The sequence below is a fragment of the Mariniluteicoccus endophyticus genome, assembly GCF_054780035.1.
Window position 1 is genome coordinate 262,349 of sequence record NZ_BAAGXC010000017.1, and the last position, 12,476, is coordinate 274,824.

The window sequence follows — 12,476 nt, forward strand, 5'->3', positions numbered from 1 at the left end:
GGACGATCGATCATGGATGGAGGACTTCCGGGCATGGATCGTCCCTCGATTCCTCGCCACGATGACACCACACGATCAGAGAGGACCCGTCATGACTCACCCAGAAGCCCCCATCACCGCCCCCGCCGCGGACGGTGCCCTGCCTGCAGCGGTCCCGGTCACCGTCGCCGTCGTCGGAGCCTCCGGCCGCGTCGGCCAGCGCGTGTCGCAGCGCCTCCGCGACGCCGGCCACCGCGTGGTGCCCGTCTCACGCACGCCCGACCCCGGTGCCCCGCCTCCCCATCGGCCGGTGGACGCGCTGGATCCCGAGGCGGTCCGCGCGGCGCTGGAGGGGGTCGATGCCGTGGTCGTCGCCCTCGGCATCTCCGAGAACCCGCTGCGGGTGCGACTGCGCGGCTCCCGGGGTACGGCGGACGACGTCCGCTCCCGCGGGACGCGTCACGTCATCGAGGCGATGCGCGCCACGGGCGCCCGGCGCCTCGTCGTGCTCTCCAGCACCGGGGTGGGGGACTCCGCCGGGGTCCTGACACCCGGCATGCGGCTCGTCATCGCCGGGCTGCTGCACCCCCAGTTCGCCGACCACGCCCGTCAGGAGGAGCTGGTGCGGTCCTCCTGCCTCGACTGGACCATCGCCCGGCCGGTCAACCTGCGCCCCGCCGCGAGCGCGCCGGTGGTGGCCGACCCGCACGGTCGGGTGGTCTCCATGGATGTCGGCATCGACCAGGTGGCCGACTGCCTGGCCCGCTGGGCAACCTCCTCGGAGCACCTCGGGGCCACCGTTGCGCTCTCGAGCTGAGGCCCCCGTGCTCGATGTCGTGATGGGTCTCGCCCTGGTGCTCGCCGCTGTGCTGGCTGGGTTCTGGGCCACCTGGTCGGTCGTGGTCCTGCCGGCCCTGGACTCCCTGCCGGCGCCCGTGGCAGTGGCGGCAATGCGGAGATGCAACGAGACGGTGCTCACGCCGCTGTTCCTCGTGCCGTTCGCGACGGCGCCGTTGACGGCGGCCGCCGGCGGGGTGGGTCTGCTGCTGGAGCGGGCGTGGCTGCCTGCGCTGCTGGTCGGCTTCGCGGTGGTGCTGCAGGTGGTGGGCGTTGTGGTCGTGACGGGGTTCGTCAACGTGCCCCTCAACGGCGCGCTGGCCGAGGCCCAAGGTGCGCCGTCGGAAGCCTGGGCGGCGTTCAGTGGGCCGTGGCAGCGGGCCAATCTGGTGCGGACGGCCTCCGGGCTGGCCGCGCTGGTGGTGCTGCTGGTCGCCGCGCGTATGCCCTGACGCCTTCCTGTCCCTGTCGACACGGGACAACTGCGCGCTGCCGGACTCGTCGACGTGCTGCGGCACGATGGACTCCTGACACCTGGGAGATGCACCAGGGGTTCCACCCGCTTCCGTAGGCTGCCTCCATGCCCACCCCGTCCCTGGCTGCCGCGGCCCCCGCTCCGGTCGCCGCCCGCCCCCCGAGCCGTGCCGGCCGCGCCTATCTGGTGGTCGGCGGGGTGATCGTGGCCGTGATGGTGGCGATGGCGCTGCTCTCCTACGTGTGGACCCCCTTCGACCCCACCCGGGTGGTCGCCTCCGACCGGCTCCAGGGGCCGAGCGCCGAGCACTGGCTGGGGACCGACAAGTTCGGGCGCGACACGTTCAGCCAGGTCCTCGTCGGGGCGCGCACCACGCTCTACGTGGGTTTCGTGGCCGTGGGCGTGGCCGCCACGCGCTCGGCGCGTGCGCCGCCCGAGGGGGCCGGCGATGAACGCCAACGACCGCGCCTGAGCGGCCACCGCCGCGCTGATGCGGCCCGGTCGGCCTGTCGGCGATCCGCATCGCGGCGCTGTAAGGGGTGACCGTGGACGCCGTGGCGGGTGCGGCGGAGCTGGAGACGTGCGCGGCGATGGGCGCCTCCGAGGTGTTCGACCACCGCCACGACACCCGCGACGTCGCGGGGTCCCGCCGGCACGACGGCGTCGTCGTGGCCGCGGGAGCCCCGGCCGACTGGTGCGCGGCGGCGCGCCCGGGCGCACGAGTCGCGCTGACCGACGCCAGCACGTGGCCGGGCTCGCTGCCGGCCGCCCGCCGCGCCGGCGTACGCACCGCCGCCGTGGCCGCCGGCCACGATGCCGCCGACCTGACATGGCTGGCGCACCGCATCGCGACCCGCGACGTGCCGGGAGTCGTGGGCCGCCGGTACGCACCGGCCGATCTGGCGCGGGCCCACGCCGAGCTGGGACAGGGCGGCACCTGCGGCGCCCGGACGGTCGACCACCTGGAACAACGGGGGTGACCCCCGGGGGGCACCGGAATATCGGGTGGCCCGGCTCGGTTCTGGCTGGTGCGGACAGTGCGGCCCGACCGGTCGGCCGCCGTTGACCAGGAGGAATTTGTGGGATCCAACGAGATTCGCGTGGCCATCGTGGGCGTCGGGAACTGTGCGGCATCGCTGGTCCAGGGTGTGACGTTCTATGCCGACGCCGATCCGGCCGAGACGGTGCCCGGCCTGATGCACGTGCGATTCGGCGACTACCACGTCGGCGACGTGAAGTTCGTGGCCGCGTTCGACGTGGATGCCGCGAAGGTCGGCAAGGACCTGGCCGAGGCCATCGTGTCGTCGGAGAACAACACGATCAAGATATGCGACGTGGCCACCACGGGCGTGACGGTGCAACGCGGCCACACCCTCGACGGGCTGGGGCGCTACTACCGCGAGACGATCACCGAGTCGGACGCCGAGCCGGTCGACGTGGTCGCCGCGCTCAAGGAGGCCCGGGTCGACGTGCTGGTGAGCTATCTCCCGGTGGGCTCGCAGGAGGCCGACGAGTTCTACGCCCAGTGCGCCATCGACGCGGGCTGCGCCTTCGTCAATGCCCTCCCCGTCTTCATCGCTGGCACCGAGAAGTGGGCAAAGAAATTCGAGGAGGCCGGGCTGCCGATCGTCGGCGACGACATCAAGTCCCAGGTCGGCGCCACGATCACCCATCGTGTGATGGCCCGCCTCATGGAGGAGCGCGGCTACACCGTCGATCGCACCTACCAACTCAACGTCGGCGGCAACATGGACTTCAAGAACATGCTGGAGCGCGACCGGCTGGAATCGAAGAAGATCTCGAAGACCCAGGCCGTGACTTCCAACATCGACCACGACCTCGCCGAGAAGGACGTCCACATCGGCCCGTCCGACTATGTGGGCTGGCTCGAGGACCGCAAGTTCGCCTTCGTGCGCCTCGAGGGCCACGGCTTCGGCAATGCGCCGATGAGCATCGAGTACAAGCTTGAGGTGTGGGACTCCCCCAACTCGGCCGGCGTGATCATCGACGCCGTGCGCGCGGCCAAGATCGGCCTCGACCGCGGCATCGGCGGCCCGCTGCTGTCGGCGTCGGCGTACCTCATGAAGTCGCCGCCCGAGCAGCGCCCCGACGACATCGCGCGTGAGCGTCTGGAGTCGTTCATCTCCGGCGGCGAGGAGCGCTGAGCCATCCCGGGGGCGTACGCGGGTCCCGCGTACGCCCCCTGTTCCTGATCATGGTTTTGATACGGCGTCTCGCATGCGATGGACACGCCCCCTCGCCTTGATGGTGACCGCAGCGGTTCGGCCTCCGCGGCCGATGACCACCCTCCCCCGGGCAGCCCCGACACCTCAGGCCTCGTCGATCGCCTTCACGAAGTCGGCGAGGTCGTCGGGGGTGCGCGAGCTGATCAGTGTCCAACCGTTGGCCGGGCATACCTTCACCGACTGGTCAACGACCGTCGCCCCGGCGTTGCGGAGGTCGGTGCGCACGGAGTCGTAGGCGGTCAGCGTCTTCCCGCGGGCCACGTCGGTCTCGACGAGGATCCACGGGGCGTGGCAGATGGCGGCGACTGTGCGCCCGGCCTGTACCTGCTCCTTGACGATCTTCTGCACTTCGGCGTCCATGCGAGCCGCGTCGGCGTTGAGGGTGCCGCCGGGCAGGACGACGACGTCGAACGGGCCCTGGGCCTCGGCGAGCTTCATGTCCGTCGGGAACACCTCGCCGCGATCCTTGTCGCCGACGAAGGTCTGGACGCCCTCGCCGCTGGGGGTGGCGACAGTGACGTCGTGACCGAGTTTCCTGAGCTCCTCGACGGGAACCTTGATCTCGTCGCGCTCCGTGCCGAAGTCCGTCGACACCACGATGATCTTCTTCTTGTCAGCCATATGACGACAATACGCTTCCCGTCGGTGGCGCCTGGAGGGGGCCACCGCGGTCGAGGCCGGCACGACCCGTCCCTCTAGAGTCGGGCCATGGACGAAATGGTCACAGGTCGACATCTGGACGACGCCCTCGACGCCTACCGCGCGGTGGACCGGTCACACCCGCAGGGCGAGGCGTGGGTGATGGGGCACATGGTCGCCGGTCTCGACGGCACCGCGGCGATCAACGGTCGGGTCGGGGCGCTGTCGACCACGCCGGACAAGGAGCTGTTCCGCCGCATGCGGGAGCTCGCCGACGTCGTCCTGGTGGGCGCCGAGACCATCCGGCGTGAGGGGTACGCGGCCATCGACCTCGACGAGGACGCCCGCGCACGCCGCGTCGGGGCGGGCCGGACGCCCACTCCCCCGGTGGCGATCGTGAGCCGCTCACTCGACCTCGACCTCGGCGGCCGCGTGTTCACCGAGCCGGAGTCGCATGCCCGGACGATGCTGGTCACCGGTCGGGCCGCCGACCCCGACCGCCTGCGCGCGGCCGAGCAGGTCGCCGACATCGTCATGGCCGGTGACGACGGCGTCGACCCGCGGGAGGCCGTCGCCGCGCTGGCCCGGCTCGGGCACCGGGTCATCGTCTGCGAGGGCGGCCCGACGTGGCTCGGCGAGCTCGCCGCCGCCAGCAGGCTCGACGAGCTGTGCCTCAGCGTCGCGCCGCTCATGGGTGGCGACCGTCTGCCGGTCGCCGTCACACCCGAGGGTGCCGGGACGACCGGGTTCGCGCTGCGCCACGTGCTCGCCGACGACGACACGCTGTTCCTGCGCTACGAGGCGCTGGGGGTGGCACGGTGGGCGGCGACTTCGATGCGCTGATGTCGGGCTGCGACCCGGCCATGGTCGTGGTGACGACCGTGGCCGACGGCGTACGCGCGGGCTGTCTCGTCGGCTTCCACGCCCAGGCCTCCATCGAGCCCCAGCACTACTGCGTGTGGCTGTCGAAGGCGAACCACACCTACCGCACGGCCCTGCGCGCGACCCACCTGGCCGTGCACTTCCTCGGCGCCGACGACCGCGCGCTGGCCGAACGGTTCGGCACCGACACCGGCGAGGAGACCGACAAGTTCGAGGACCTGGACGTCTCCGAGGGCCCCGGCGGCGTACCCCTGGTCGACGCCCTCCCCCGCCGGCTGGCCGGCGCCCGGATCGCGTTGCTGGACGTGGGCGGGGACCATGTCTGCCTGACGATCGCGGTCGACCACGCACAGACCGACGGGGACGAGTCGTTCGTGCCGCTGCGGGTGGGCGACCTGGCCGACCTCGAGCCGGGTCACGAGGCCGAGGAACGGGCCGTCGAGCCGTAGCCGGAGGGCGACGGTCAGCGCGCGAGGAACTCGAGCACGCCGCGGTTGAACACCTCCGGCTGCTCCAGGTTCGTCGCGTGCCCGGCATGCGTGATGGTGGCCGCCTCGCCCTTCGGGGCGAGGGCGGCCGCCGAGACCGCGTGGGAGGCGGGCCAGTACTCGCTCTCGTCGCCGGCGACGAACAGCACCGGCACCGACGAGGCCGCGATCGTCGGCCGCCAGTCGGCGGTGGCGTGGTCGTGGAGCAGCTCGAGCTCGGCGGGGCTGATCGTGCGGTCGACGCCCCGCATCGCGCCCAGCAGCCGCACGAGGCGACGGCCCCGCCGCCACATCGGTGTCCCGTGCCCGGTCTCGGGGATGCCGTCGGCGAAGTGGGTGTCGCGGTTGGAGTCGTCGTAGCCGTAGAAGCCGTGCGGCCAGTCGGGCGAGTTCAGCATCTTCGGCGTCTGGTCGACGACCACGATGCGGCCGATCCGGTCCGACCCGAAACGGTCGAGGTGGGCCCAGACGGTGCTGCCACCCATCGAGCCGCCGATGACCGCGGCGCCGGTCAGGTCGAGGTGCGTGAGCACGGCGTCCAGGTCCGCCGCCCTGCGCGTCATCGTGACGCCGGGGGCCAGCGGTGCTGTCGCACCGTGCCCACGGAGGTCGACGGCGAGGACGCGGTGCCCGGCGCGCTCGAGGGCGGGCACCTGGTGGCACCACGACGTCGACGGCGCCTTGAACCCGGCGACGAGCACGACTGGCAGGCCGTCCGGGTTCCCCGACTCGTGGACGTCGAGGCGTACGCCGTCGTCGGTGGTGACGTGGATCATGGTTCCTCCTCAGACCTCTGCCGGGAGCTGGCCGGCGGCGTCCTGGGCGGCCAGGTAGCCGAAGACCAGGCCCTGCCCGATGGTGGCGCCGGCGCCCGGGTAGCGGTCGCCGAACACGTTGGCGGCGGCGTTGCCGATGGCGTACAGGCCGTCGACGACCGAGCCGTCCTCGCGGAGCACCCGGCCGCGGGAGTCGGCGGCGAGACCGCCGCACGTGCCGAGGTCGGCGAGGACGACCTCCACCGCGTACAGCTCCCCGGACAGGGGGCGCAGGTTCGGGTTCGGCACGACCGTCGGGTCGCCGTAGTAGCGGTCGTACGCCGACGCGCCGCGCCCGAAGTCCTCGTCCCGGCCGCGCCCGGCCATCTCGTCGAAGCGGTCCAGCGTCCGGCGGAACGTCGTCGGGTCGGCGCCGATGGCGCGGGCGATCTCGTCGGGGGTGCCGTGGTGGGCGATGCCGGCGGCGTACCACTCCTTCGGCAGCGGCATGCGCGGGAAGGCGAGGCCGGCGAAGACGTAGCTGTCGCGGTATTCCTGGTCGAACACGATCCACATGCGCCCGACGGGGTCGCCGGCGGCGTCGAGCTCGCGCACGCGCTGGCCGAACGACATGTAGTCGGCCGACTCGTTGACGAACCGGCGGCCGTGGCCGTCGACGATGAACGAGCCGGGCAGGGAGCGCTCGGCGAGCATGATGCCGGGCTGCTGGCCGTTCACGGGGGCGACTGCGGGGAACCACCACGCCTGGTCGAGGTTCTCCAGACGGGCACCGACCTGGGTGGCGAGGCGGAACGCGTCGCCGCTGTTGCCGGGCGCACCGAGCGACCAGCCGGGCTCCAGCGTCTCGAGCTGTTCGGAGCGCCGGCGGGCGATGTCGTGGTCGAAGCCGCCGGCGGCGATGACGACGCCGCGACGGGCCCGGACCGTCACGCGCCGTCCCTGCTGGTCGACGACGGCGCCGTTGACGCGGCCGCCGTCGGTGAGCAGCTCGACGACATCGGTGCAGGTCCACGGGGTGACGCCGCGGTCGAGCAGGGCGCGGTAGATGCCGGCCTGCAGCGCCTGGCCGGTGGCGACGTACTCGCGTCGGATCGCCATGCCGCCGATCCCCTCGACGACGCGGCGGACGATGCGCGGCACCGCCTTGCCGGGGGCCTTCGCAATGAGGTTCATCCACCGGTAGTCGGGGCTCGTGATCGGCATGGGCACCGGCGCCGACATGCTCGGCGGGATCAGCCGCGCGCGCTCCTCGCCGAGGACGGCGGCGTCGAACGGTCCCGACTCGACGCTGCGTCCGGCCGCGGAGCCGCCCGGAGTCTCGGGGTGGTAGTCGCTGTAGCCGCGGGCCCACACCCACGAGTTGCGGGTCGTGGCGCGCAGCAGGTCGACCGTGGCGGGCCCGTGATCGAGGTACGCGTGGTAGCGCCCACGGTCGCCGGTCTCCCCCACCAGCCCGTCGAGGTAGCGGCGGGCGGATTCGACCGTGTCGTGCGAGCCCTGGTCGCGCTGGACGGAGTTGCCGGGGATCCAGAACGCGCCACCCGACAGCGCGGTGGAGCCGCCGACGTACTCGGTCTTCTCCGTGACGACCACCTGGAGGCCCGCCTCGCGCGCCGCGAGCGCGGCGAACAGGCCCGTGCCGGTGCCGATCACCAGCAGGTCGGTCTCGAGGTCGTGGGCTTCGACGGGTGCGGGCGGACGCTTCTCGGCCATGGCTGGCTCCTCACAGGCGGCGTACGCCCAGTCTGCCCCAGCGCCCGGGGCCCCGGGCGCTCACCCCAGGAGCGACGTCACCACGAGGTCGAGCCACAGGTCGAGCAGCTCCTCGTAGCCGTGCAGGCCGTGCCCGTCGCGCAGCGCCGCCAGCGACACGGGGAACGCGGCCGGGTCGGCAGCCATCACCGCGAGCGCGTCGGTCGCGTCGCCGCCGGACATGGCCTGGGCCAGCGCCGTCAGGAACAGGCCGGTCGCGTTCATGGCGAGCACCGCACGGTGGGGCTCCACGCCGGCGGAGACCATCTCCGCCATCCCCCACTCGATGATCGCCAGGCCGTTGGGGCCCAACCACTTGCGTGCGGACAGCAGGGGTGCGGCGTTCGGGTGGGCGGTGAGCGCGGCAAGGGTGCGGCGTACGCCGGTGGTCAGGCGTTCGACCGGCGGGCCGGGCAGGTCGGTGAGGTCGACCTCGCCCAGCACGGCCTCGACGACGGCGTCGAGCAGCGCCTCCTTGTCGGGCACGTGGCGGTAGGCGGCCATGGGGTCGACGCCGAGGTCGCGCGCGAGCCGGCGCATCGACAGCGCCGCCAGCCCGTCGGTGTCCACGATCGTGAGCGCGCGCCGCGCGAGCACCTCGCGGCTGAGTCCTTTCGCCATTCCCCTCCCCTTCCGACCCGAGAAAGTCTACACTGTAGACATGGCTGGACATGATCGTCCCGGCCTCCGTTCGCGGACACGGCTCGTCGCAGTCGTGGCCGCCCTCGCCGCCGGTGGACTCCTCTCCCTCGCGCTGCCGCGCGGACCGCAGACCGGTCCCGTGGCCCTCATGACCGCGCTCGCCGCCCTCGCGGTGGGCGGCCTGCTCGGCCACCTCCACCCCGCACGCCGCTGGCTGCTCGTCGTCGCCGCCTGGGTCGGCTACGAGGTGCTCCGCTGGCGCATCGGCACCCCGTCGACGCTGCCGATCAGCCCACGCCTGCTCACCGGCTCGCAGTACGCACTGGGCGCGACGTTGTTCGGTCGCGGCGTCGACCTGCTGCTGGTGTTCCTGCCGTTCTGGGTGGGCACGCGCCTGACCCGCGTACGCGAGGGCGTCCGTTCGCTCTCACGGGCGTACGCGGTGGTCGCCGTCGTGCTGGCACTGCTGGCGGGCGGCCTGCTCGTGCCCGCGCGTACGCCGGCCCCGACCGGGCAGGTCGGCGAGATCCGCACCGTACGCATCGCCGGTTGCGACCACCGCGTCGTCATCCGGGGGCGGGCCGGCGCGCCGGTCGTGCTGTTCCTGTCAGGTGGGCCCGGCGGCACGGAGATCGGCACGATCCGCAACCAGTGGACGGCCGTCGAGCGCACGTTCACCGTCGCCCTGTGGGACCAGACCGGCGCCGGTCTCAACGGGCGCTGCTTCCCGCGCGACGGCCGCCTGACGATGGACCGCCTGGTCGACGACGGCGCCCAGGTGGATGGCCGCGCTCGCCACGCCTGAGCGGAGGCTGGTCGTCGTCGGCAACTCGTGGGGCACGTTCCTCGGCGTACACCTCGTCCAGCGGCGCCCCGACCTGGTCGCCGCCTACGTGGGGACCGGCCAGATGGTGTCGCTGCGCGAGACCGACGTGCTGTTCCACACCGACACGCTCGCGTGGGCGGAGCGCACCGGGCGCACGGACGTGGTGCGGACGCTGACGCGCAATGGACCGCCTCCCCACCGGGAGGTCTACCCCTACGAGCCGCTGTTCAGCCACGAGGGCGCCGTGCACCCGTGGGACCGCGACCCCGCCATCGGCGCGCGGATCAACCCGATGGCCAACGTGATGGACAAGCCGGAGCTCGACCCGGTGGCGAAGCTGCGCTACCTGGCGAACCTCGTCGACACGTTCGGCGTCCTCTACCCGCAGGTGCAGGACATCGACCTGCGGCGGACCGCGTCCCGGCTCGACGTCCCCGTCTACCTCGCCGCGGGCACCCACGAGGCGCGGGGCCGCGCGGTGCTCGTCGACGAGTGGTACGCGGGCCTGCAGGCCCCGCACAAGGAGTGGGTGCGGTTCGAGCGGTCCGGGCACAAGCCGTTCGGCGAGGAGCCGGAGCTGTTCGCCCTCCTGCTGCGCCGCGTCCCCACCTGACGAGGTCAGGCGTCCTGGTGCACGACGCGGAGCGTCCCGAGCAGCGTGACGGCTGCGGCCCAGGCCAGCATCACGGCCAGCCCGACGGCCGGCGACGGGCCGGTGGCGGTGGGGTCGAGCAGTCGCTGCGTGACCTGCCCGGGCAACCACCTCGCGAGCGGGGTGACTGCCCGCAGCAGCAGGGACACGACCAGCACGAGCGCGAGGACGGAGGCGGTGCTCGCAGCGGTCGACCGGGTCAGCGTCGCCACCCCGTGGGCGAGGAGCCCGACCAGCAGCAGGTGGGCGACCAGGCCGACCGCACCGGGCACATCCGGGGGCGCCACGCCTGCCGTGGTGCGGGCCCCGCCCATCCAGACGCCGACATGGCCGGCCACGACCGTGCCCAGCGCGCAGGCCGCCAGCCAGCCGACCGCGGCGACGGCCTTGGCCGCGAGGAGCGTCCATCGGGAGGGGACGACGGACAGGCTCGTGCGGATCTGGCGGCCGGCGTACTCGTGGCCCATGACCAGTGCCCCCAGCAGCACGGGCCCGGCCTGCGTGTAGGTGACCGTCGCACCGACGCCCACGGCGGAGTCGATGCGCCCCTGTCCGCCGGCGACGTCGGCGAGCACCGCGGCGAGCAGGCCGGTGACCAGGGGCGCGCCAAGGAGCGCGGCGCGGGCGGCGGGCAGCGTCCACAGCTTGGCCGACTCCACGCCGACCAGCCGCAGGAACCGGCGGACGGCGCCGCTCATGCGTCCCTCCTCACGAAGTACGCGCCGGCCAGCGCGAGGAGGCCGAGGGTCCAGGCCGCCATGGCCATCCCACCGGGCACCGCAGCCGGGCCACCGGGGACGACGAGCTCGTCGGGCAGCCCGAACAGGCTCCGTCCGGCGAGGTCGGGCGCCCACTGCGCCAGCGACGTGACCCTCGCCAGCAGCAGCGAGACCGGCACCACCGCGCAGTTCACGATGAGCAGCGCGAGCGGGACGACACCGCTGCGGGCGAGAGTGGCGACCGCCAGGGCGATCCAGGCGAGCAGCACCCAGTAGAGGGTGCCGCCCAGCACGCGGGTGGCGAGCCGGGCGGGAGGATCGCCGGGGAGTGCGTGCTCACCCATCGCGACCGTCGCCGCGGCCACCGAGAGCGCGAGCGCCGACCACGCGACCGCGATCGTGGCCAGCGCCACCGCGGCGGCCTTGGCGACGAGCACGACCGACCGGCGCGGCTGCGCGACGAGCGTGGGCACGACCTGGCGGCTGCCGCCGGCGTCGGTGCTGTTGCGGGCGTACTCGCTGCTCATGGCGGTGACGCCGAGGATGACGGCCGAGACCGATACGAGCAGCATGGCGGGCATCAGCCCGATGTCGTACGCGGTGCCGTCCGTCACCAGCTCGGCCCGGCCGCTCGCATGGGCGTTCCTGATCGCGGCCCCGTTGAACCAGGCGAGGACCGTGGACGCCCCGACCCCGGTCAGCGCGGCGATCGCCGTGGCCGGGAGGGTCAGGAGCTTGCGCAGCTCCGTCTCGAGGGTGCGTACGCCGTTCATCGGGCCGCTCCCGAGGTGAGGGCGAAGAACGCGTCCTCGAGGGAGGCGTGACCCGCGGTGACGTCGGACAGGGGCCGGGCGGCGGCGATCCGTCCCCCGGCGATCACGACGAGGTCGTCGGCGAGGCCGCGACCTCGGCCATCTGGTGGCTCGACAGCAGGACCGTGCCGCCGGCGTCGGTGTGCTCACGCAGGAGACCGCGCAGCCAGCGGATGCCGTCGGGATCGAGGCCGTTGGCGGGCTCGTCGAGGACCAGGACCGGGGGCCGGCCGAGCAGCGCGGCGGCCAGGCCGAGGCGCTGGCCCATGCCGAGCGAGTAGCGGCCCACCCGACGTCGGGCGGCATCGGTGAGCCCGACCTGGGCGAGGACCTCGTCGACGCGCGTACGCCCGATGCCGTGCGAGCGCGCGACCCAGGTGAGGTGGGCTCGGCCGGTACGCGAGGCGTGCGCGCCGGAGCCGTCCAGCATGGAGCCGACGGTGAGCAGCGGGTCGCGCAGCGTGCGGTAGGGGCGGCCGTCGACGAGCGCGTCGCCGGAGTCGGCGGCGTCGAGCCCGAGCAGGATGCGGAGCGTGGACGACTTGCCGGCGCCGTTGGGGCCGAGGAATCCGGTGATCCGGCCCGGCCGGGCGGTGACTCCGATGTCGTCCAGGACGACCCGGCCGCCCCGGGTCTTGCGGAGTGCGTTGATCTCGATCATGGGGCCAGCCCATCGCGTACGCGGCGTCGGCGGATCGGTCCCGGAACCGGTCTGAGCGCGGGGGCTCCGACCCGAATCCCTCCGACCTGG

General features: G+C 73.2%; 16 protein-coding genes. 9 read left to right on the top strand and 7 right to left on the bottom strand.

The window, feature by feature from the left end; translation table 11 throughout:
- The first annotated feature begins 91 nt into the window (after nucleotides 1–91).
- The 5 genes from ACYVGD_RS08535 to ACYVGD_RS08555 all read left to right on the top strand — a co-directional run bounded on the left by ACYVGD_RS08535 (nucleotide 92) and on the right by ACYVGD_RS08555 (nucleotide 3,456).
- On the top strand, nucleotides 92–796 hold the full coding sequence (locus tag ACYVGD_RS08535; RefSeq protein ID WP_460742813.1) for an NAD(P)-dependent oxidoreductase: 705 nt from the start codon (nucleotides 92–94) through the stop codon (nucleotides 794–796).
- 7 nt (nucleotides 797–803) lie between these two features.
- Nucleotides 804–1,268, top strand: a complete 465-nt coding sequence (locus ACYVGD_RS08540; RefSeq protein WP_460742814.1) for an anthrone oxygenase family protein — start codon at nucleotides 804–806, stop codon at nucleotides 1,266–1,268.
- Between the two features lie 128 nt (nucleotides 1,269–1,396).
- Nucleotides 1,397–1,834: a hypothetical protein gene (locus ACYVGD_RS08545; RefSeq protein WP_460742815.1), complete on the top strand. Its 438-nt coding sequence runs from the start codon at nucleotides 1,397–1,399 to the stop codon at nucleotides 1,832–1,834.
- Between the two features lie 2 nt (nucleotides 1,835–1,836).
- A complete protein-coding gene (locus ACYVGD_RS08550; protein WP_460742817.1) occupies nucleotides 1,837–2,271 on the top strand; it encodes a zinc-binding dehydrogenase in 435 nt (144 codons plus the stop codon).
- Between the two features lie 114 nt (nucleotides 2,272–2,385).
- Nucleotides 2,386–3,456: an inositol-3-phosphate synthase gene (locus ACYVGD_RS08555; protein ID WP_460742912.1), complete on the top strand. Its 1,071-nt coding sequence runs from the start codon at nucleotides 2,386–2,388 to the stop codon at nucleotides 3,454–3,456.
- 165 nt (nucleotides 3,457–3,621) lie between these two features.
- Here the strand turns inward: ACYVGD_RS08555 and ACYVGD_RS08560 are convergent, their stop codons facing one another.
- Entirely contained in the window at nucleotides 3,622–4,158 is a 537-nt protein-coding gene (locus tag ACYVGD_RS08560; protein WP_460742818.1) for a DJ-1/PfpI family protein, read from the bottom strand.
- An 87-nt stretch (nucleotides 4,159–4,245) separates the two neighbouring features.
- Here ACYVGD_RS08560 and ACYVGD_RS08565 point away from each other — a divergent pair, with 87 nt between their 5' ends.
- Together ACYVGD_RS08565 and ACYVGD_RS08570 are read left to right on the top strand one after the other, a co-directional pair.
- On the top strand, nucleotides 4,246–5,019 hold the full coding sequence (locus tag ACYVGD_RS08565; protein WP_460742819.1) for a dihydrofolate reductase family protein: 774 nt from the start codon (nucleotides 4,246–4,248) through the stop codon (nucleotides 5,017–5,019).
- Nucleotides 4,995–5,507: a flavin reductase family protein gene (locus tag ACYVGD_RS08570; RefSeq protein ID WP_460742820.1), complete on the top strand. Its 513-nt coding sequence runs from the start codon at nucleotides 4,995–4,997 to the stop codon at nucleotides 5,505–5,507. The genes ACYVGD_RS08565 and ACYVGD_RS08570 overlap by 25 nt, the downstream gene beginning before the upstream one ends.
- A 14-nt stretch (nucleotides 5,508–5,521) precedes the next feature.
- Here ACYVGD_RS08570 and ACYVGD_RS08575 read toward each other — a convergent pair whose 3' ends face one another.
- The 3 genes from ACYVGD_RS08575 to ACYVGD_RS08585 are packed head-to-tail and all read right to left on the bottom strand — an operon-like array spanning nucleotide 5,522 to nucleotide 8,695.
- On the bottom strand, nucleotides 5,522–6,322 hold the full coding sequence (locus ACYVGD_RS08575; RefSeq protein WP_460742822.1) for an alpha/beta fold hydrolase: 801 nt from the start codon (nucleotides 6,320–6,322) through the stop codon (nucleotides 5,522–5,524).
- A 9-nt stretch (nucleotides 6,323–6,331) separates the two neighbouring features.
- Nucleotides 6,332–8,035, bottom strand: coding sequence for a 3-ketosteroid-delta-1-dehydrogenase (locus tag ACYVGD_RS08580; protein ID WP_460742824.1), 1,704 nt, complete (start codon nucleotides 8,033–8,035; stop codon nucleotides 6,332–6,334).
- A 60-nt stretch (nucleotides 8,036–8,095) separates the two neighbouring features.
- Nucleotides 8,096–8,695 carry a TetR/AcrR family transcriptional regulator gene (locus ACYVGD_RS08585; protein WP_460742826.1) on the bottom strand — a complete coding sequence of 200 codons (600 nt, stop codon included), beginning with the start codon at nucleotides 8,693–8,695 and terminating at the stop codon, nucleotides 8,096–8,098.
- Between the two features lie 40 nt (nucleotides 8,696–8,735).
- On the opposite strand from ACYVGD_RS08585, the gene ACYVGD_RS08590 reads away from it, so the two are divergent.
- Both ACYVGD_RS08590 and ACYVGD_RS08595 read left to right on the top strand, forming a co-directional pair.
- The gene (locus ACYVGD_RS08590; protein WP_460742828.1) at nucleotides 8,736–9,521 is read left to right on the top strand and encodes a hypothetical protein; all 786 of its coding nucleotides are present in this window, start codon (nucleotides 8,736–8,738) and stop codon (nucleotides 9,519–9,521) included.
- On the top strand, nucleotides 9,499–10,155 hold the full coding sequence (locus ACYVGD_RS08595) for an alpha/beta fold hydrolase (protein WP_460742830.1): 657 nt from the start codon (nucleotides 9,499–9,501) through the stop codon (nucleotides 10,153–10,155). Before ACYVGD_RS08590 ends, ACYVGD_RS08595 begins: the two co-directional genes overlap by 23 nt.
- Before the next feature lie 5 nt (nucleotides 10,156–10,160).
- On the opposite strand, the gene ACYVGD_RS08600 is transcribed toward ACYVGD_RS08595, so the two are convergent.
- From ACYVGD_RS08600 to ACYVGD_RS08610, 3 genes are all read right to left on the bottom strand, one after another.
- Nucleotides 10,161–10,892 carry a hypothetical protein gene (locus ACYVGD_RS08600; RefSeq protein ID WP_460742832.1) on the bottom strand — a complete coding sequence of 244 codons (732 nt, stop codon included), beginning with the start codon at nucleotides 10,890–10,892 and terminating at the stop codon, nucleotides 10,161–10,163.
- Complete coding sequence (locus tag ACYVGD_RS08605) at nucleotides 10,889–11,686, bottom strand: hypothetical protein (RefSeq protein ID WP_460742834.1); 798 nt, start codon at nucleotides 11,684–11,686, stop codon at nucleotides 10,889–10,891. Before ACYVGD_RS08605 ends, ACYVGD_RS08600 begins: the two co-directional genes overlap by 4 nt.
- A gap of 103 nt (nucleotides 11,687–11,789) precedes the next feature.
- Entirely contained in the window at nucleotides 11,790–12,386 is a 597-nt protein-coding gene (locus tag ACYVGD_RS08610) for an ATP-binding cassette domain-containing protein (protein WP_460742836.1), read from the bottom strand.
- Between the last annotated feature and the right edge of the window lie 90 nt (nucleotides 12,387–12,476).

What these genes read in the sequence shown, in the direction of transcription:
- ACYVGD_RS08535 (WP_460742813.1), top strand. Translation starts at nt 92, where the DNA reads ATGACTCACCCAGAAGCCCCCATCACCGCCCCCGCCGCGGACGGTGCC.
- ACYVGD_RS08545 (WP_460742815.1), top strand. Translation starts at nt 1,397, where the DNA reads ATGCCCACCCCGTCCCTGGCTGCCGCGGCCCCCGCTCCGGTCGCCGCC.
- ACYVGD_RS08560 (WP_460742818.1), bottom strand. Translation starts at nt 4,158, where the DNA reads ATGGCTGACAAGAAGAAGATCATCGTGGTGTCGACGGACTTCGGCACG.
- ACYVGD_RS08565 (WP_460742819.1), top strand. Translation starts at nt 4,246, where the DNA reads ATGGACGAAATGGTCACAGGTCGACATCTGGACGACGCCCTCGACGCC.
- ACYVGD_RS08575 (WP_460742822.1), bottom strand. Translation starts at nt 6,322, where the DNA reads ATGATCCACGTCACCACCGACGACGGCGTACGCCTCGACGTCCACGAG.
- ACYVGD_RS08580 (WP_460742824.1), bottom strand. Translation starts at nt 8,035, where the DNA reads ATGGCCGAGAAGCGTCCGCCCGCACCCGTCGAAGCCCACGACCTCGAG.
- ACYVGD_RS08585 (WP_460742826.1), bottom strand. Translation starts at nt 8,695, where the DNA reads ATGGCGAAAGGACTCAGCCGCGAGGTGCTCGCGCGGCGCGCGCTCACG.
- ACYVGD_RS08590 (WP_460742828.1), top strand. Translation starts at nt 8,736, where the DNA reads ATGGCTGGACATGATCGTCCCGGCCTCCGTTCGCGGACACGGCTCGTC.
- ACYVGD_RS08595 (WP_460742830.1), top strand. Translation starts at nt 9,499, where the DNA reads ATGGCCGCGCTCGCCACGCCTGAGCGGAGGCTGGTCGTCGTCGGCAAC.
- ACYVGD_RS08600 (WP_460742832.1), bottom strand. Translation starts at nt 10,892, where the DNA reads ATGAGCGGCGCCGTCCGCCGGTTCCTGCGGCTGGTCGGCGTGGAGTCG.
- ACYVGD_RS08605 (WP_460742834.1), bottom strand. Translation starts at nt 11,686, where the DNA reads ATGAACGGCGTACGCACCCTCGAGACGGAGCTGCGCAAGCTCCTGACC.
- ACYVGD_RS08610 (WP_460742836.1), bottom strand. Translation starts at nt 12,386, where the DNA reads ATGATCGAGATCAACGCACTCCGCAAGACCCGGGGCGGCCGGGTCGTC.